This window comes from Novimethylophilus kurashikiensis (assembly GCF_003112435.1).
In the GTDB taxonomy this organism is placed as follows: domain Bacteria; phylum Pseudomonadota; class Gammaproteobacteria; order Burkholderiales; family Methylophilaceae; genus Novimethylophilus; species Novimethylophilus kurashikiensis.
The window spans coordinates 70,869-88,849 of record NZ_BDOQ01000018.1; the positions used below are offsets into that span (position 1 = coordinate 70,869).

The window sequence follows — 17,981 nt, forward strand, 5'->3', positions numbered from 1 at the left end:
ATCAGCCTTGCTTGGAAGCAGAACCGTTGTTCTGCTTGTTTTTATCCACGAGACGCTGGATCAGCCCATCCATACCGCCGCTCTTGATTTCATTGGCGAACTGGCCGCGATAATTGGTGACCAAGCTTACGCCTTCGATCGCGACGTCATACACCTTCCATTCGTCGTTCTTCTTTTCCAGCGTGTAGTCGACAGGAACCGCAGGACCACCCGGCTGGATGATTTCGGTCTTGACCGTCACATCGGTATCACCGGATGCGGCGCGCAGTGGTTTGTAGTCGATGGTCTGGTTACGGTATTTGGCCAGTGCGGAGGAATAGGTGCGAACCAACAGCGTGCGGAATTCGGTCACGAACTGGGTTTGCTGTTCCTTGGAGGCCTTGGTCCAGTTGCGGCCCAGCACGATGCGCGACATACGCTCAAAATCGAAGTGGGGCAGGATTTTTTCTTCCGTCAGCGCCACGATTTTCTTCATGTCGCCGTTCTGGATGTCCTTGTCTTTCTTGATCGCGTCCAGGACTTCTGTCGCTGTCTGCTTGACCAGGGCGTCAGGCGGAACGGCTTCTGCGTTTGCATGGGCTGCCGTCATCAAGAGTGCGGCAACCAGGAAGCTACGGATCAGTTTCATTTTGTGTCTTCTTTCTTGTCGTTGCCTTCAGAGGCTTTGCTGTAGAGGAATTGGCTGATGAGTTTCTCAAGCACCACGGCGCCTTGAGTTAGCTTGATTTTATCACCGTTCTTGAGCATCTCTGTGTCCCCGCCCGCTTCCAGGCCGATGTACTGCTCGCCCAGCAAACCGGAAGTCAGGATGCTGGCGTTGGTATCACGGTCGAAGTGGTACTTGGTGTCAACGTTCATGGTGACGAGCGCTTCTTTCTTTTCGTCATCGAAAGCGATATCGCTCACGCGGCCCACCACGACGCCAGCACTCTTCACCGGGGCGCGTGGCTTCAAGCCGCCGATGTTCTCGAAGTAGGCGGAAACCGTGTAAGTGCTGCCGATGTTGGTGGAGGTCAGGTTACCGACCTTCATCGCCAGTGCCATGAGGGCTGCAATGCCGCCTACGACAAAAATCCCAACCCATAAATCGATGGTCGATCGTTCCATTTTAATTAGTTTCCTCCGTGTAGCATGAACGATGTCATTACAAAATCCAGTCCCAGCACCGCGAGCGACGAATTCACCACGGTACGCGTGGTGGCGCGGCTCACGCCTTCGGCCGTTGGCGGCGCATCATAACCTTCGAACAAGGCGATGATGGTGCAAGCAACGCCGAACACCAGGCTTTTGATGACACCGTTCACGATGTCTTCATGAAAATCCACATTGGCCTGCATCTGCGACCAGAAAGCGCCGTCGTCGATGCCGATCAGCGGCACGGCCACCAGGAAGCCGCCGAATACGCCGGTGATGCTGAACATGGCCGCGAGGAATGGCATGGAAATCACGCCGGCCCAGAAGCGCGGTGCCACCACCCGAGCGATGGGGTTGACCGCCATCATCTCCATGGCAGAAAGCTGCTCGGTGGCTTTCATGAGACCGATCTCGGCAGTAATGGCAGTACCTGCGCGACCGGCAAACAGTAAGGCAGTCACGACAGGCCCAAGTTCCCTTACCAGCGACAGTGCCACCAGGACGCCGACTGCTTCCGACGAGCCGTAGCGTTGCAGGGTGTTGTAGCCCTGCAAGCCCAGTACCATGCCCACGAAAAGGGCGGACACTAGGATGATGATGAGCGACAGCACACCGGTGAAGTAGATCTCGCGAATGACCAGCGGGAAACGGCGAATGCTTTCACCCGAGCAGGACAGCGAATACAGGAAGAATCGCGCGGCGAAGCCGAGGCGGATGATGCGGTCAATCGTGCGATGCCCGATACCGCATACGGTCTTGATCAAGCGGTCAAACATTGGGGCCTCGCAGCATGTCTTTTCGGTAATCGGGAGCGTTGTAGTGGAACGGCACGGGGCCGTCCGCCTCGCCATGGACGAATTGATGTACGAACGGCAATTCGGACTTCCGCAGGTCGTCCGGTGAGCCTTCGGCCACGACTCGGCCTTGGGATACGAAATACACGTAATCCACCATCGCAAAGGTTTCGTGCACATCGTGCGTCACCACGATGGATGTCGCACCCAGTGCATCGTTTAGGCTGCGGATCAGGTTCAGGATCACGCCCATCGAAATCGGATCGAGGCCGGCGAAAGGCTCGTCGTACATGATGATGGAGGGGTCTAGCGCCACGGCGCGTGCAAGGGCTACGCGCCGGGACATGCCGCCCGAAAGCTCAGAAGGCATCAAGTCGCGCGCGCCGCGCAAGCCGACTGCATGAAGCTTCATCAGGACCAGGTCGCGAATGATTGCCTCAGGCAGATTGGTGTGCTCGCGCATTGGGAAGGCGACGTTGTCGTACACCGAAAGATCGGTGAATAGCGCGCCGAACTGGAATAGCATGCCCATTTTGCGGCGAAGCGCGTAAATGCCGGCTTCGTCTTGTTCATGCACGATCTTGCCGTGAATTTTCACGGCGCCGGTCTTGGGCTTGAGCTGACCGCCGATGAGTCGGAGCAGGGTGGTTTTGCCCGAGCCGGAGCCTCCCATGATCGCGACGACTTTGCCGCGAGGGAAGCGCATGTTGATGTCCTGGTGGAGCAGGCGATTATTGTAGGAAAACGACAGGTTGTCGATTTCGACGATGTTGTCACTCATGGTCGCGGCATTTTAATCGAAAAGCGCACGATTGGCACAGTTCACAGCAGGGTAGGAGCTGTATGCGTGCTAAAATGGCTGTTGAAAAAGTCAGCCAGGCAGTCGCTGCCGCCTAGTGCGGGAGAGGAAAGTCCGGGCTCCGCAGAGCGGGATGACGGCTAACGGCCGTACGCCGTGAGGCGAGGAATAGGGCCACAGAGACGAGTAAATCGCGGTTCGCCGCGATGGATGTGAAACGCGGTAACCTCCATCCGGAGCAAGACCAAATAGGGGAACAATGGCGTGGCTCGCGCTGTTCCCGGGTAGGTTGCTTGAGCCTGCGAGCAATTGCAGGCCTAGAGGAATGACTGTCCACGACAGAACCCGGCTTATCGGCTGACTTTTTCTTCCCTCGAATTATCTTCAGCCATCACTGCTGGATTGGTTTCCACGGGTGTTTCGGCCACGATCATGCAGTTTCTGCCTTTAGATTTAGCTTCCAGCAGCGCACTCTCGGTCGCTTCGACCAATTCCTGCAGTGTCCGGCTATTCATTTCGGCGACGCCAATGCTGATGGTGGTGCCGATGGCCGGCGTTTCTTCCGTTTCTTTCCACGCTTTGAGCAGGCGCTCGCCCAACCGTCGTCCCTGAATGGCGTTGGTGGACGGGGCTAATACGAGAAAAACGCCTCCACCCCAGCGGAAAGTCAGGTCGGAAGTACGCAGGCTCTTATGAAGGAGGCGAGCCAGCGCGTGGATGGCAATGTCGCCACCTGCATGTCCGTGCGATTCGTTGATTGCTCTGAGGTTATCGAGATCGACCAGTGCCAGGCAGAGCGGCAGGCCGGTTTTTTTTGCACGATCGACTTCGTTGCGGGCGGCTTCATTGAAATGGTGGCGATTGAAAGCGCCGGTCGGCGGATCGGTAAGAGCAATTTTTGCCAGTCGCTCCTGAAGGGCATGTCTGGAGGCGTATTGCGCCTGAAGGTGGTTCTGGATCAGGAGTGCCAGCAAGACGGTAGGCCATACCAAAGTAGTGTAGTGCCCGTGGTCGAAATGACCGTTCCCGAATAGCGCTGCTGCTAATTGCGGCAATGCGGCAAGCAACAGGTGCCCGATGGCTGCGGTGCGATAGCTGAAGCATTGCAGTACCAGCAGTCCTCCAATCTGGAGAAATACGAAACTGGCCGTACCGTAAATCGTGTCTCCATTGGTGGACAGTAATGACGCCAGCGCGAGCAGGCTCCATACCAGCGGGGTTGCAAACAAGGCTGCAGCAAGCGGTGCCTTTTTGTCGCTGAGATGGGCGATCGCGGTGGGTATCAGTCCCGAAATGAGCATGAGCAGGCGAAAGCCCGCGGTGGTCTGCGCACCCAGTGCATCCACGGAGAAGTCCCATATCCAGAAACTTGCTCCCAGAACGCCGGTCAGGGCGGTTGCCCAGACGCTAAAAGCAGATAGGTCGCGAAATTGATCTTGTTGTAGGCCAGTGGGATTGTTCATGACGGTTGACTGTTCTGGTTCTTTGCTGGCTTCAAGCCTGTCCTTTTTATCGGATTTTTGCAAGTGGGAGTGATATTTCCAGGTGGTGGGAAAAATGAATTTAGCTAGATGATCCGAGTGGCGAGGCAGTTGTGCTGCTCGAGCTTAACAACTTACTTTCAGTTGTTTTTGTATGTCATTCATTTTTAATGATTTTTATTTTCTCATGATTTGCATGTAAGTGATTGAGTCGTAAAGGAAAAATGCTGAGAAAGAGCTTGCATCGCGCATTTTTTTTAACTATAGTGGGCGCAAGTGGGAGAAAGTGGGTTTTTGTGGGAGCTGTCAGCTGAGGCTAAGGGCGGCTGACAGCTTCCTTTTATGACCCGATCGTTTAACTAAAGGGGTGCCATGTTTCGCGGCGCGACATCATTGAATCTGGATGCCAAAGGGCGGCTTGCTGTGCCAAGCCGTCACCGCGACGCCCTGTTCGCCGAGTCCGCTGGTCGCGTCGTGCTCACTGCGCATCCGCATCGCTGCCTTCTGCTTTATCCCCAGCCGGCTTGGGAGCCTATCCAGGCGAAGGTCATGTCGCTTTCCAGTTTTGATCGTCAATCCAGTGCGCTCCAACGTCTATTGGTCGGTTATGCCGAGGATCTCGACCTCGATAGCGCCGGTCGCTTGCTGATTTCGTCGGCACTGCGCGAATTCGCCGGTTTGGAAAAGCAAGCGATGCTGGTGGGCCAAGGCAGCCATTTCGAGCTGTGGAGCATGGAGAGCTGGAAAGCCCAGCTCGAGCAGGCCATGGCAGGCGACGGCATGGAACTGCCGTCCGAACTCGAGGGTTTCTCGCTGTGAGCCTGGGCTCGCAGCATATCCCGGTACTGCTAGAAGAGACGGTTGCCGCACTGGATATCAAGCCCGATGGCGTCTATGTGGACGGCACCTTCGGGCGAGGCGGTCACAGCCGTGCGATTCTCGAGCGTTTGGGCCCCCAGGGTCGATTGATCGCCTTGGATCGCGATGCGGCGGCGATTGCCGCTGCCAATGCTATCGGCGACCCTCGCTTTACGGCAGTCCGCAGCGCTTTCAGCCAAATCGGCGAAGCAGTGCGCGGGCTGGGAATCAATCAAATCGACGGCGCGCTGCTCGATATCGGCGTGTCCTCTCCCCAAATCGACGAGGCCGACCGCGGATTCAGTTTCCGCTTCGACGGCCCGCTCGACATGCGCATGGATCAAAGTCGCGGCCAAACGGCTGCGGAATTTCTAGCAACAGCGTCCGAACAACAAATTCGGGAGGTGATAAAAGAATATGGTGAAGAACGGTTTGCTAAACAGATTGCAAGGACGATTGTTGCGGCTCGCACAGGGGGGCAGCCCCTTGGCACAACTCGACAACTTGCCGCGCTCGTGGCAGGTGCGATCCCCAAAGCCGAGCCTGGTCAGGACCCGGCGACGCGCACATTTCAAGCTCTACGGATTTTCCTCAATCAGGAGCTTGAGGAATTGTCGTTAGCCTTACCTCAGTGCGCCGACCTGCTCGCCCCCGGCGGGCGGCTCGCAGTCATCAGCTTTCATTCGCTGGAAGACCGCATCGTCAAGCGCTTCATCCGTAGTCAGCAGGACCGCGACAATTTGCCGTCCAACTTTCCCGTGCGTGCTGCCGATCTTCCGCCGCCCCGTCTCGTGGCCGTGGGCAAAGCGGTTCATGCATCCGATGAAGAGTTGTCGGTCAATCCGCGTGCTCGCAGCGCCGTCCTGCGTGTGGCGGAAAGGACGGCAGCGGCATGACGCGACTCAACTTGATCCTGTTTGCCATCGCCATATGCAGCGCGCTGGGAATCGTCAGTACCCAGCACCGGGCGCGCAAACTCTATATCGAGTTGCAGCAGTTGCAGGACATGTCGCGCCAGTACGATATCGAGTGGGGGCAGCTCCAGCTCGAGCAAAGCACTTGGGCCATGCATTCGCGTATCGAACAAATCGCTACCGGACATTTGCACATGCAAGTGCCTGAGGTTGCACGTATCCAGATCGTTCCACCGGAGGGCGTCCACTAAATGGCTCGCGCCCAGCCCATCGTCCTGCTCCCGGCCTGGCGGCGCCGCACGCTGCTGATCGCGCTGCTGGCGTGCCTGACGGTGTTGCTGGGCCGTGCCGTTTATCTGCAGGGGATGCGCACCGACTTTCTCCAGCAGAAGGGTGATGCACGCTACAGCCGGACCCTTGTGCTTTCGGCCCACCGCGGCATGATTATCGACCGCAACGGCGAGGCCTTGGCCATCAGCACGCCTGTCGAATCCGTCTGGGCCAGCCCGCCGGACGTGACGATCAATACCGATAAGCTCAAGAATCTGGCGCAATTGCTGCGCATAAAGCCTTCCGAACTCAGCAAGAAGCTGGAAAACAGCGACCGCGAATTCGTCTACCTCAAGCGCCGCATGCCGCCGGAAGAAGCCGCACGGGTCATGCAGCTAGGTATTCCGGGTGTTTTCCTGCAGCGCGAATACCGTCGTTTCTACCCGGCCGGCGATGTGGCTGCGCATTTGATCGGGTTTACAGGTGTGGATGACAAGGGTCAGGAGGGCATGGAGCTCGCCTACCAGGATTGGCTGTCAGGCAAAGCCGGCAGCCGCCGCGTCATCAAGGACAGGCAAGGCCACATCATCGAGGATCAGGAAGCCGTCAAGGTTCCGCAGGACGGACGCGACCTCTCCTTATCCATCGATCGCAACATTCAATATCTGGCATATCGCGAGCTTTCCCGCGCCGTCGAGCAGCACAAAGCGAAGGCGGGTGGCATCATCGTGCTCGACAGCCGTACCGGCGAGGTTCTGGCGCTGGCCAACCAGCCGGCTTACAACCCGAATAATCCGGTGAATATTGCCGGACGCTCGCGCAACCGTGCCATCGTGGATATCTTCGAGCCCGGATCCACACTCAAGCCTTTTACTGCGGCCGCGGTGCTTGAGGCGGGTACTTACCGTGCAGATACCATGATCGATACCGGTAACGGGACGTTGACCATCGGCCGTCGTACCATTCACGATGCGCACCCGGCGGGTGTCATCGATGTGGCGCACGTCATCCAGAAGTCGTCAAACGTCGGCGCTGCCAAGATGGCGCTATCGCTCCAGCCGCACACCTTGTGGAATATGTTCAACGAGGTGGGCTTCGGCGAGTCTGCCCACGCCAACTTCCCAGGCGAGGCGGCGGGACGTCTGCGGCCCTGGCAGCATTGGCAGCCCATCGAGCAAGCCACGATGTCCTACGGCCACGGCATCAGCCTCAGCCTGCTCCAATTGGCGCGGGCTTATACCATTTTTGCCAATGATGGCGAGATCAAGCCGATCTCGTTGCTAAAACTTAAAGAGCCGCCCATCGGTCAGCATGTGATTTCCTCGCAAACCGCTCAAACGGTGCGAGGCATGCTGGAACTCGTCGTCCAGCCTGGCGGTACGGCACCTAAGGCGCAAGTCATGGGCTATCGTGTGGCGGGCAAGACCGGGACTGCACACAAACTGGTGGATGGCCAATACGCCAGCAATCGCTATGTGGCTTCCTTTATCGGCATGGCACCTGCCTCTAATCCGCGTCTCATTATCGCTGTCATGATCGACGAGCCGAGCGACGGCCAGTATTACGGTGGCTCGGTTGCCGGTCCGGTGTTCAGCGCCGTGATGGGCGAGGCCTTGAGAAAATTGGCCGTGCCGCAGGATGCGCCGACCAACAATATTGTCATACCACCTGAGGACGCTCAGGAAGTGAAGGAGGTGGTATGAGCGTAATTCAACAATTACTCGATGTCGGCATCCAGCCCAAGCGCCTGGTCAGCGACAGCCGCCAGGTTCAGGCTGGTGATGTGTTCCTGGCTTATGCGGGCGAAAGCGCTGATGGACGCCAATACATCAATGCTGCCATCGAGCACGGTGCCGCGGCCGTGGTATGGGAAGCCGATGGATACGCCTGGCCGGCAGATTGCACACTTCCCAATATCCCGGTCATTGGATTGCGTGGTGAAGTCAGCCGCATTGCCGGTGAATATTTCGGCATGCCTTCGCAAGCGCTATGGATGGTCGGCATTACCGGCACCAACGGCAAGACTTCATGCAGCCATTGGTTGGCCCAGTGCCTGAGCCGTTGCGGTAAGCCCACGGCTCTGATCGGCACCTTGGGTAACGGTTTTCCGCAAGCGCTCCAGCCCTCGCCCAACACCACACCCGATCCCATCTTGCTGCAAGCGCAGCTTGCGGATTACCGCCAACAAGGTGCAAACGCCGTGGCGATGGAGGTGTCTTCCCACGGCCTGGCCCAAGGCCGTGTCAACGGCGTGCATTTCGATGTCGCGGTGTTGACCAATCTGTCGCGCGACCATCTGGATTACCACGGCAGCATGGAAGACTACGCCGCCGCCAAGGCCCAGTTGTTCGATTGGCCCGATTTGAAATGCGCTGTAGTGAATGCCGACGACGCGTTCGGCGTGCGCATCGCCGCCGAGCAGATTGCACAAGGTCGCCGTGTACTGACCTACGGGTTCGAACAGGGCGATGTGCGGGGTTCTGCCTTAAGCCTAGACGAGACTGGCATCGCCATGGCGGTGATGACGCCCTGGGGCGAAGGGCAACTCGATTTGCCGGTCCTCGGCCGTTTCAACGCCTGCAACGCCCTAGCGGTACTCGCGACTTTGCTGGTTTCGGATGTGCCGTTACAGCAAGCCATCGATGTCATGCGTGAAATTCGACCGGTAGCGGGACGCATGCAGCAGCTCGGTGGCGATGAACTGCCGCTGGTCGTCGTCGATTACGCCCACACCCCGGATGCCCTGGAAAAAGTACTGCTCAGCCTGCGCGAACAATGCCGCGGGCAACTGATTTGCGTGTTCGGCTGCGGCGGCAATCGCGATAAAGGCAAGCGGCCGTTGATGGGTGGCGTTGTATCGCGCCTGGCCGATCTCGCCTTCGTAACTTCCGACAACCCGCGCCATGAGAACGGACGCGAGATCATCAATGAAATCGTCGCTGGCATGGATGCCGATTACCGCATCGAAGAAGACCGCGCGGCCGCCATTGATGCCGCAATTCGCGAAGCCAAGGCGGGCGATATTGTGTTGCTCGCGGGTAAGGGGCACGAGTCCTATCAGCAAATCGGCGATGAGAAATTGCCGTTCAGCGATCTTGAAGTCGCGCAACGCGTCTTGGACAGCATGAGGAGGTCGTCATGAGCATGACGCTGAGCCAAGCTGTGCAAGCACTAGGCGGACGCCTGATCGGCCCGGATGCAAGTTTCGACGGCGTCACGACCGATAGCCGCAAGATTCCGTTCGGTGCGCTGTTCGTGGCGCTCAAGGGCGAACGGTTCGACGGTCACGATTTCGTTTTGCAGTCCCTGGAACAAGGCGCAGCCGCAGCCTTGGTCGATGCAAGCTGGGTGGAAAGTGTTGCAGCGACGGCTCAACCGCTCATCGCGGTAGACGATACCCGTCTTGCCCTCGGTCGCCTTGCTGCCTACTGGCGCAGCCAGTTCGACATTCCTGTTGCCGCCGTCACCGGCAGCAACGGCAAAACCACGGTCAAGGAAATGCTCGCTTCCATCCTGCGAGCAGCGTCCGGGGTTGATGCCGTGCTGGCCACCGAAGGTAACCTCAACAACGACATCGGCCTGCCGCTTACGCTGTTAAAGCTGGGGCCGCAGCACCGCTACGCTGTGATTGAGATGGGCATGAACCATCTGGGCGAAATCGCTTATTTGACGCGTCTTGCCAAGCCCTCTGTGGCGCTCATCAACAATGCGCAGCCAGCTCACCTGGAAGGCTTGGGCAGTGTCGACGCAGTAGCACGTGCCAAGGGCGAGATTTTCGAAGGATTGGATGCAAGCGGCATCGCTGCCATCAACGCCGATGACGCCTTTGCAAGTTTCTGGAAGTCGTTGGCGGCGCAGTACAACATCAAGACCTTCGGCCTGGACAATCCTGCAGACGTAAGTGCGGACTATCAGCTAGAAGCTGAAAACAGCGCGGTTATGCTCAAAACTCCACAAGGATCTATCGCCGTGCAACTACCCGTACCCGGCTTGCACAATGTCCGCAACGCAATCGCAGCAACGACGGCAGCTCTGGCGATGGGGGTTGCACCTCAGCATATCGCTGCAGGCTTAAATCAGTTCGGCGGGGTCAAGGGGCGACTGCAACGCAAGGGGGGCTGCTGCGGAAGCACGGTCATCGACGACACCTACAACGCCAACCCTGCCTCCATGCGGGCCGCGATCCAGGTGTTAGCGAAGGCACCGGGCAAAAAAATCTTCGTGATGGGAGACATGGGCGAACTGGGTTCGGATGCTCCCCGCTTGCATACGGAGATCGGCGAGGCGGCCAGGACGGCCGGTATCGATCGCTTGTATGCATTAGGCGAATTGACGCAAAACGCAGTCGGCGCATTCGGCGCGGCGGCGCAGCGCTTCGATTCGGTAGAAACGCTCTGGGAGGAGCTGAAAGGCGAACTCGACGCCGATACCACGGTATTGGTGAAAGGCTCGCGTTTCATGCGCATGGAAAGAGTTGTCGAGAAACTATTACAACAGGAGGCATCATGCTGCTGATGCTCGCACGCTGGCTATCGCATGATATCCACGCATTCAACGCTTTCAACTACATCACGCTACGTGCGGTGCTCGCCACCATGACGGCGTTGCTGATCTCGTTCGTGGTCGGGCCCAAGCTTATCCGCAAATTGACCGAATACAAGGTTGGCCAGGCCGTGCGTGATGACGGCCCGCAAACCCATCTGGTCAAGGCCGGTACGCCGACCATGGGCGGCGCGTTGATCCTGGTGGCGATCGCGATTTCGACCCTGCTGTGGGCTGATCTTTCCAACCGCTACGTTTGGGTGGTCCTGGCGACTACGCTGGGCTTCGGCGTCATTGGCTGGGTGGACGACTGGCGCAAGGTGGTGCACCGCAATCCCAAGGGGCTGTCGGCCAAGGAAAAGTATTTCTGGCAATCAGTGGTGGGCGGCGGTGCCGCGATCTATCTATTCTCGATGGCGACCTTGCCCGCACATACCGAATTCATCGTGCCGTTCTTCAAGCATCTGGTGTTCCCGCTGGGTGGCGTGAGCTTCGTGGTGCTGACCTATCTGGTCATCGTGGGTAGCAGCAACGCAGTCAATCTCACCGACGGCCTGGACGGCCTCGCCATCATGCCGACGGTGCTGGTTAGCACGGCGCTGGCGATCTTTGCCTATGCGGCGGGCCACCTCTACTTCTCCAAATATCTGGGCATTCCCAACGTACCGGGTGCCGGCGAATTGGCGATCTTCTGCACGGCTATGGCCGGGGCCGGACTGGGCTTCCTCTGGTTCAACGCGTATCCCGCCGAAGTCTTCATGGGCGACGTGGGTGCCTTGGCGCTGGGTGCGGCACTGGGCGTGGTGGCCGTCATCGTTCGTCAGGAAATCGTGCTGTTCATTATGGGCGGCGTCTTCGTGATCGAGACCTTGTCCGTAGCGGCGCAAGTGACCTATTTCAAGTACACGAAGGCCAAGTACGGTGAAGGGCGGCGCATCTTCCTGATGGCACCGCTGCACCACCACTATGAACAAAAGGGCTGGAAGGAGACGCAGGTCGTCGTCCGCTTCTGGATTATCACCATGATGCTGGTGCTGGTCGGGCTTTCTACGCTGAAACTCAGATGAAACTGCAACTCAAGGACAAACGGGTACTGGTGCTGGGGCTGGGTGAGACCGGCCTCTCGGCATTGCGCTGGCTGAAGCGCCAGGGCGCCCGTTTGTCCGTCGCCGACACGCGCGAAACGCCGCCCGGCTTGGCAACGCTGAAGGCCGAGTTGCCGGATGCGACGATCCACCTCGGCCCGTTCCGCCGCGAAGTGTTCGAGGCTGCCGATGTCATCGTCGCCAGCCCCGGTGTACCGCTCGCCGAGCCGGAAATCCAGGCCGCGTTGAAGCACGGGACTCCGGTGGTGGGCGACGTGGAATTGTTCGCCCAATACAAGTTGCCGCAGTCCAAAGTCATCGCAATTACCGGCGCCAACGGCAAGAGCACGGTGACCACGCTGGTTGGCGCCATGTGCGAGCAAGCCGGACTCAAGACGGTCGTGGCGGGCAACATCGGTTTGCCGGTGCTGGACGTGCTGGAGCCGCCTGCCGACGTTTATGTGCTGGAACTGTCGAGCTTCCAGCTGGAAACCACGTCGAGCCTCCATGCCGATGCGGCGACCGTGCTCAATGTCACCGAAGACCACATGGATCGGTACGACGGCATGGAAGACTATGCCGCGGCCAAGGCCCGTGTGTTCTTCGGGAACGGCGTGCAGGTGCTGAACCGCGAGGACGAATGGAGCCGCAGTATGGCCTTGCCGGGCCGCTCGGTCGTGAGCTTTGGCACCGATGCGCCGCAAGGCGAGGGTTTCGGTTTAATCGCCCATGAAAATACGCTGTGGCTGGGGCAGGGAGAGCAACGTCTGCTCGATACGGCCGAGATGCGTATCACCGGCCTGCACAATGCTGCAAATGCCCTGGCAGCCCTCGCATTGTGCCGGGCTATCGGCCTTGATATGGCCCCGCTCTTGACTGCCCTGCGCGAATTCAAAGGCTTGCCGCACCGCGTCGAATGGGTGGCCGAAGTTGACGGCGTGGCCTACTACGACGATTCCAAGGGCACCAACGTCGGCGCAACATGCGCCGCCATCGCCGGACTGCCCCGCAAGGTAGTGCTGATCGCCGGCGGCGACGGCAAAGGCCAGGATTTCGCGCCGTTGCGTGAACCGGTCGCGCAAAACGCCCGTGCCGTGGTGCTGATCGGCCGCGATGGCCCTCAAATCGGCAAGGCCGTCAGCGAGGCGGGCGTTCCGCTACTTCAGGCCAAGACGCTGGAAGATGCCGTGCAACTGGCGAGCCAGGTCGCCCAGCAAGGCGATGCCGTCTTGCTGTCGCCCGCATGCGCAAGCTTTGACATGTTCCGCAACTATGCGCACCGCGCCGAAGTGTTCGTGCAAGCCGTGCGGCAACTGCAAAAGGAGGCCGCCTGATGTACGTGGTCTCGCGCAAGGATCGCATCGTGGCCACGGCCTATGACGAAGGCTTGCTATGGGCATCGCTCCTGTTGCTGGGATTCGGCCTGGTCATGGTGTATTCAGCGTCCATCGCTATGGCCGAGGCCGACAAGATGACCGGCCATCAATCGACCTACTTCCTGATTCGCCATGCGCTCTACCTGGGCATCGGTGGCATGGCCGCACTGGCGGCATTCCAGGTGCCCACCAAGGTCTGGCAGCAAGGCGCGCCGTATTTGTTCCTGATCGGCCTGGCATTGCTGGTATTGGTGCTGATTCCCGGCATCGGGCGCGAGGTCAACGGCAGCCGTCGCTGGATTCCGCTGGTGGTCGCCACCTTGCAGCCGTCTGAATTCATGAAACTGTTCGCCGCCATGTACGTCGCCGACTACACGGTACGCAAGGCGGCCTATATGTCGAGCTTTACCAAGGGCTTCATGCCCATGCTGGGCGTCATGCTGCTGGTCGGCGGGCTGCTGCTGCGCGAGCCGGACTTCGGCGCCTTTGCCGTGATCGCCTCGGTTGCGATTTCCATTCTGTGGCTGGGCGGCATCAACGTGCGCATCTTCATCGGGTTGTTGGCGATGCTGGTGGTGGGTTTCATCCTCCTGATCTGGAGCTCGCCGTACCGCTTGCAGCGCATCACCGGGTTCATGGACCCTTGGGCCGATCCTTTCGGCAAGGGCTACCAGCTCTCGCATGCCCTCATCGCCTTCGGTCGTGGTGAATGGCTGGGCGTGGGGTTGGGTGCCAGCGTGGAAAAACTACTCTACTTGCCGGAAGCGCATACCGACTTCCTGCTCGCCGTCATCGCCGAAGAACTCGGCTTCGTCGGCGTACTCGCCGTGGTGCTCATGTTCGCCTGGATCATCGTGCGTGCCTTCAGCATCGCCAAGGAAGCCATCCTCAACGACCGCCATTTTTCGGCCTTGCTGGCGCAGGGTATCGGCGTCTGGCTCGGCGTACAGGCCACTATCAACATCGGCGTCAACATGGGCCTGCTACCCACCAAGGGGTTGACCTTGCCTCTGCTGTCATTCGGAGGCAGCGGCATCGTGGCCAACTGCGTTGCGCTGGCAGTGCTGATGCGAGTGGATTGGGAAAACCGCCGGATCGCCAAGGGGATGCCCATATGAAACAGGTCATCGTAATGGCGCTCTTGGCGAGGAACAAAGGTCCGGCGGTTTCGGCGGAGGCTAACTTCGTCGCAGACGAAGTTAAGCGTAGCGGCCGTAGCCAAAACCAAAACGCCAAAGAGGTCGTAAAAAGTGATCCGGCGGTTTCGGCGGAGGCTAACTTGCGAGAGCAAGTTAAGCCGCGAAGCGGCGGCCGTAGCCAAAATGGAAGCATCGCCAAGGGGATGCCCATATGAGCACGCTCATGGTGATGGCTGGCGGCACGGGCGGACACGTCTATCCGGCGATGGCGGTGGCTGATGCACTGAAGGCCAAAGGCTGGAAGATTGTCTGGCTGGCGACGGAGGGCGGTATGGAAAACCGCCTCATCGACGGTAAAGACTATTCCGTCGCGACGATCCAGATGCGCGGTGTGCGGGGCAATGGCGTCATGCGGTGGTTGATGCTGCCGAAGCGCCTGTGGGTGGCCTGTCGTCAAAGCCTCGCGGCCTTGCGCGAGCATCGGCCCGATGTGGTGCTAGGCATGGGCGGATTTGCTGCGTTCCCGGGCGGATTGATGTCCTGGATTCAGCGTCGTCCGTTGGTGATCCACGAACAAAACTCGGTTGCAGGACTGACTAACAAGGCGCTGTCGCGTTTTGCTCGGCGCGTGCTGGCGGCGTTCCCCTCTGCGTTCGGCGAGCAGGCCACGCTGGTGGGTAATCCGGTCCGAAGCGATATCGTCGGCACGGCCTTGCCGGACGAACGGTTTGCGGGGCGCGAAGGACGGCTCCGCTTGCTGGTAGTGGGCGGTAGCCTGGGGGCGCAGGTGTTGAATGAAGTGGTGCCGCAAGCGTTGGCCCTGTTGCCGGCGGAGCAGCGCCCGCGTGTGATTCACCAGGCTGGCGTCAAACACATCGATACGCTCAACGACAACTACGCCCGTGCCGGAGTGGAAGCGGAAACCCGCGCCTTCATCGACGACATGGCGGGGATGTATGCCTGGAGCGATCTGGTGATTTGTCGTGCAGGTGCGTTGACGATTGCCGAACTGGCAGCGGTCGGTGTCGCCAGTGTGCTGGTCCCGTTCCCGCATGCCGTGGACGATCACCAAACCGGCAACGCCCGCTATCTCAGCGAGCACGATGCAGCCGTCCTGATGCCGCAGCCGGAACTCACGCCGCAGAAGCTGGCGCAACTGTTGCAGCACTTTAACCGCGAGACCTTGCTGGCGATGGCCAACAAGGCACGCACCCTGGGCAAGCCGTATGCGACCGAGGCGGTCGCCGGGATTTGCGAGGAATTAGCGGCATGAAGCACAAAGTCAAAAACATCCATTTCGTGGGCATCGGCGGTTCCGGCATGAGCGGCATTGCCGAGGTGCTGCTCAACCTGGGCTTTGCCGTGAGCGGTTCCGACCTGGCGGACAACGCGACGACGCGCCGCCTGATCGAACTTGGCGCCAAGGTCTATCAGGGCCATGCGACCGAACATTTGGGCGATGCCGACGTCGTGGTGGTCTCAACCGCCGTCAATGAAGCCAATCCGGAAGTCATTGCGGCACGCGAAAAGAAGATTCCTGTCATCCCCCGCGCCATGATGCTGGCCGAATTGATGCGCTTCCGTCAGGGCATCGCTATCGCCGGCACGCACGGCAAGACCACGACGACCAGCCTGGTCGCGAGCATCCTGGCCGAAGCGGGCATGGACCCGACCTTCGTCATCGGCGGCCGGTTGGAATCGGCCAACACGCATGCCCGGCTCGGCGCTGGCGAATACATCGTGGTGGAAGCCGACGAATCGGACGCATCTTTCCTGCATTTGTCGCCGGTATTGGCCATCGTCACCAATATCGACGCCGACCACATGGAAACCTACGGGCAGGATTTCGAGAAGCTGAAATCAGCCTTCGTCGAGTTCCTGCAATGCCTACCTTTCTGGGGCATGGCGGTGTTGTGCGTGGATGACCCTAATGTCCGGGCCATCCTGCCGCGCGTCACCAAACCGGTAATGCCTTACGGTTTTTCGGAAGATGCGCGCATTCGCGCTATCAACGTCCGTGCCGAAGGCAGCCAGATGAAGTTCACGGTGCAGCGCATCAACGGCGTGACTACCGAGTTCGACGTGACCCTGAACCTGACTGGCACCCACAACGTATTGAACGCCTTGGCCGCGATAGCGATTGCCAGCGAGTTGAACGTGCCTGATGCCGCCATCGTGAAGGCGCTGGGTGATTTCAAGGGCGTGGGACGCCGCTTCCAGCGCTACGGCGAGGTCAAGGCCAAGACTGGCGGGCAGTTTACGCTGATCGATGATTACGGCCATCACCCGGTCGAGATGCAAGCGGTCATCAATGCTGCCCGCGGCGCGTTCCCGGACCGCCGGCTGGTGCTGGCCTTCCAGCCGCACCGCTATACGCGGACGCGTGATTGTTTCGAGGATTTCGTCAGGGTGCTGTCGAGCGCCGATGCCGTGTTGCTCACCGAAGTGTATTCAGCGGGTGAGACGCCCATCGTCGCAGCCGACGGACGGACTTTGGTTCGTTCATTGCGTCTCACCGGCAAGCTTGAACCGGTATTTGTGGAAACCACGGCCGAATTGCCTGAGGCGATTCTGGACGTCGCGCAGGAAGGCGATGTGGTCATCGTCATGGGCGCAGGCTCCATCGGCCAGGTTGCTGCCAAAACGCGAGAACTGGGAGGCGCCGCCGAATGAAGCTACAAGGCCAGCTGATGCTCGACGAACCCATGAGCCGCCACACCAGTTGGCGCACCGGGGGCAAGGCAGATCGTCTCTATATTCCAGCGGGCTGGGAAGATTTGTCGACCTTTTTGCAGAGCCTTCCCCACGGCGAGCCGGTGTATTTCGTCGGGCTGGGTTCCAATCTGCTGGTTCGCGACGGCGGCGTGCGTGGCACGGTGGTGATGCTGCACGGCGGAGCGTTGGATACCTTGCGGATGGACCAGGGACGCGTTTATGCCGAGGCCGGCGTGACCTGCGCCAAGCTGGCCAAATTCGCCGCCAAGCAGCATCTGCACGGCGCGGAATTCCTGGCCGGGATTCCCGGTACGGTGGGCGGCGCATTGGCGATGAACGCCGGCTGCCACGGGGGCGAAACTTGGGATGTGGTGCACCGTGCCCTCACCATGGACCGCAACGGACAAGTGTTCGAGCGTACCCAGGTCGACCTGGAAATCGGCTATCGCCATGTGGGACTGCCCGGCGAGGAGTGGTTCATCGCCGCTTGGTTCGAATTGCCAGCAGGGGAAGCCACCGAAGCGGAGCAGAAGATCAAGCAGCTGTTGGCTAAACGACTGGAAACCCAGCCGCTCAACCTGCCCAACGCCGGGTCGGTGTTCCGTAACCCGGAAGGTGACTATGCCGCGCGGTTGATCGAATCCTGCGGGCTTAAGGGTTACCGCATCGGGGACGCGCAGGTATCGGAAAAGCACGCCAACTTCATCGTCAATATCGGCGAGGCGAGGGCGGCGGATGTCGAGGTGCTGATCGGCCACGTGCATGACACGGTACTGGAGAAAACAGGCTTCGATCTGCAGCGCGAAGTGAAGATTATCGGAGAGGAACGCAGGGTTAGGCGGCGCATTCGTAACGCCAAGCCCTTGCAATGAGT

General features: G+C 59.5%; 17 protein-coding genes, 1 other RNA gene and 1 pseudogene. 14 read left to right on the forward strand and 5 right to left on the reverse strand.

All coding sequences use genetic code 11. The features are described from left to right. Position 1: 1 nt before the first annotated feature. The 4 genes from NMK_RS14630 to NMK_RS14645 are packed head-to-tail and all read right to left on the reverse strand — an operon-like array spanning position 2 to position 2,709. A complete protein-coding gene (locus tag NMK_RS14630) occupies positions 2-628 on the reverse strand; it encodes an MlaC/ttg2D family ABC transporter substrate-binding protein (RefSeq protein WP_109016505.1) in 627 nt (208 codons plus the stop codon). Next, on the reverse strand, positions 625-1,107 hold the full coding sequence (gene mlaD, locus NMK_RS14635) for an outer membrane lipid asymmetry maintenance protein MlaD (RefSeq protein ID WP_109016506.1): 483 nt from the start codon (positions 1,105-1,107) through the stop codon (positions 625-627). The genes NMK_RS14630 and mlaD overlap by 4 nt, the downstream gene beginning before the upstream one ends. Before the next feature lie 5 nt (positions 1,108-1,112). Continuing rightward, positions 1,113-1,910, reverse strand: a complete 798-nt coding sequence (mlaE, locus tag NMK_RS14640; protein WP_109016507.1) for a lipid asymmetry maintenance ABC transporter permease subunit MlaE — start codon at positions 1,908-1,910, stop codon at positions 1,113-1,115. After that, positions 1,903-2,709, reverse strand: a complete 807-nt coding sequence (locus NMK_RS14645) for an ABC transporter ATP-binding protein (protein ID WP_109016508.1) — start codon at positions 2,707-2,709, stop codon at positions 1,903-1,905. Before NMK_RS14645 ends, mlaE begins: the two co-directional genes overlap by 8 nt. Positions 2,710-2,795: 86 nt before the next feature. Between NMK_RS14645 and rnpB the strand changes: the two genes are divergently transcribed. Next, positions 2,796-3,096: RNase P RNA component class A (rnpB, locus tag NMK_RS14650), an RNA gene on the forward strand. A 113-nt stretch (positions 3,097-3,209) separates the two neighbouring features. Here the strand turns inward: rnpB and NMK_RS19095 are convergent. Further along, a pseudogene (locus NMK_RS19095) lies at positions 3,210-4,190 on the reverse strand (GGDEF domain-containing protein); the annotation flags it as partial. 390 nt (positions 4,191-4,580) lie between these two features. Here NMK_RS19095 and mraZ point away from each other — a divergent pair. Genes mraZ through murB form a run of 13 tightly spaced genes read left to right on the forward strand, consistent with a single transcriptional unit; the run spans position 4,581 to position 17,979 of the window. Beyond that, on the forward strand, positions 4,581-5,027 hold the full coding sequence (gene mraZ, locus NMK_RS14660; protein ID WP_109016509.1) for a division/cell wall cluster transcriptional repressor MraZ: 447 nt from the start codon (positions 4,581-4,583) through the stop codon (positions 5,025-5,027). Continuing rightward, a complete protein-coding gene (rsmH, locus tag NMK_RS14665) occupies positions 5,024-5,962 on the forward strand; it encodes a 16S rRNA (cytosine(1402)-N(4))-methyltransferase RsmH (protein ID WP_181376300.1) in 939 nt (312 codons plus the stop codon). The genes mraZ and rsmH overlap by 4 nt, the downstream gene beginning before the upstream one ends. After that, positions 5,959-6,231, forward strand: a complete 273-nt coding sequence (gene ftsL, locus NMK_RS14670) for a cell division protein FtsL (protein WP_109016510.1) — start codon at positions 5,959-5,961, stop codon at positions 6,229-6,231. Before rsmH ends, ftsL begins: the two co-directional genes overlap by 4 nt. Then, the gene (locus tag NMK_RS14675) at positions 6,232-7,953 is read left to right on the forward strand and encodes a peptidoglycan D,D-transpeptidase FtsI family protein (RefSeq protein ID WP_109016511.1); all 1,722 of its coding nucleotides are present in this window, start codon (positions 6,232-6,234) and stop codon (positions 7,951-7,953) included. It begins immediately after the preceding gene. Then, positions 7,950-9,392 carry a UDP-N-acetylmuramoyl-L-alanyl-D-glutamate--2,6-diaminopimelate ligase gene (locus NMK_RS14680; RefSeq protein ID WP_109016512.1) on the forward strand — a complete coding sequence of 481 codons (1,443 nt, stop codon included), beginning with the start codon at positions 7,950-7,952 and terminating at the stop codon, positions 9,390-9,392. Before NMK_RS14675 ends, NMK_RS14680 begins: the two co-directional genes overlap by 4 nt. Beyond that, entirely contained in the window at positions 9,389-10,765 is a 1,377-nt protein-coding gene (locus tag NMK_RS14685) for a UDP-N-acetylmuramoyl-tripeptide--D-alanyl-D-alanine ligase (RefSeq protein WP_306419347.1), read from the forward strand. Before NMK_RS14680 ends, NMK_RS14685 begins: the two co-directional genes overlap by 4 nt. Beyond that, positions 10,756-11,859: a phospho-N-acetylmuramoyl-pentapeptide-transferase gene (gene mraY, locus NMK_RS14690; RefSeq protein ID WP_109016513.1), complete on the forward strand. Its 1,104-nt coding sequence runs from the start codon at positions 10,756-10,758 to the stop codon at positions 11,857-11,859. Before NMK_RS14685 ends, mraY begins: the two co-directional genes overlap by 10 nt. After that, positions 11,856-13,211: a UDP-N-acetylmuramoyl-L-alanine--D-glutamate ligase gene (murD, locus tag NMK_RS14695; RefSeq protein ID WP_109016514.1), complete on the forward strand. Its 1,356-nt coding sequence runs from the start codon at positions 11,856-11,858 to the stop codon at positions 13,209-13,211. The genes mraY and murD overlap by 4 nt, the downstream gene beginning before the upstream one ends. Continuing rightward, complete coding sequence (ftsW, locus tag NMK_RS14700; protein ID WP_109016515.1) at positions 13,211-14,371, forward strand: putative lipid II flippase FtsW; 1,161 nt, start codon at positions 13,211-13,213, stop codon at positions 14,369-14,371. The genes murD and ftsW overlap by 1 nt, the downstream gene beginning before the upstream one ends. Beyond that, complete coding sequence (locus tag NMK_RS14705) at positions 14,368-14,607, forward strand: hypothetical protein (protein ID WP_109016516.1); 240 nt, start codon at positions 14,368-14,370, stop codon at positions 14,605-14,607. Before ftsW ends, NMK_RS14705 begins: the two co-directional genes overlap by 4 nt. Then, positions 14,604-15,665 carry an undecaprenyldiphospho-muramoylpentapeptide beta-N-acetylglucosaminyltransferase gene (murG, locus tag NMK_RS14710; protein ID WP_109016517.1) on the forward strand — a complete coding sequence of 354 codons (1,062 nt, stop codon included), beginning with the start codon at positions 14,604-14,606 and terminating at the stop codon, positions 15,663-15,665. The genes NMK_RS14705 and murG overlap by 4 nt, the downstream gene beginning before the upstream one ends. Further along, positions 15,662-17,065, forward strand: coding sequence for a UDP-N-acetylmuramate--L-alanine ligase (gene murC, locus NMK_RS14715; protein ID WP_109016518.1), 1,404 nt, complete (start codon positions 15,662-15,664; stop codon positions 17,063-17,065). The genes murG and murC overlap by 4 nt, the downstream gene beginning before the upstream one ends. Continuing rightward, positions 17,062-17,979 carry a UDP-N-acetylmuramate dehydrogenase gene (gene murB, locus NMK_RS14720; protein ID WP_109016519.1) on the forward strand — a complete coding sequence of 306 codons (918 nt, stop codon included), beginning with the start codon at positions 17,062-17,064 and terminating at the stop codon, positions 17,977-17,979. The genes murC and murB overlap by 4 nt, the downstream gene beginning before the upstream one ends. Positions 17,980-17,981 lie beyond the last annotated feature (2 nt).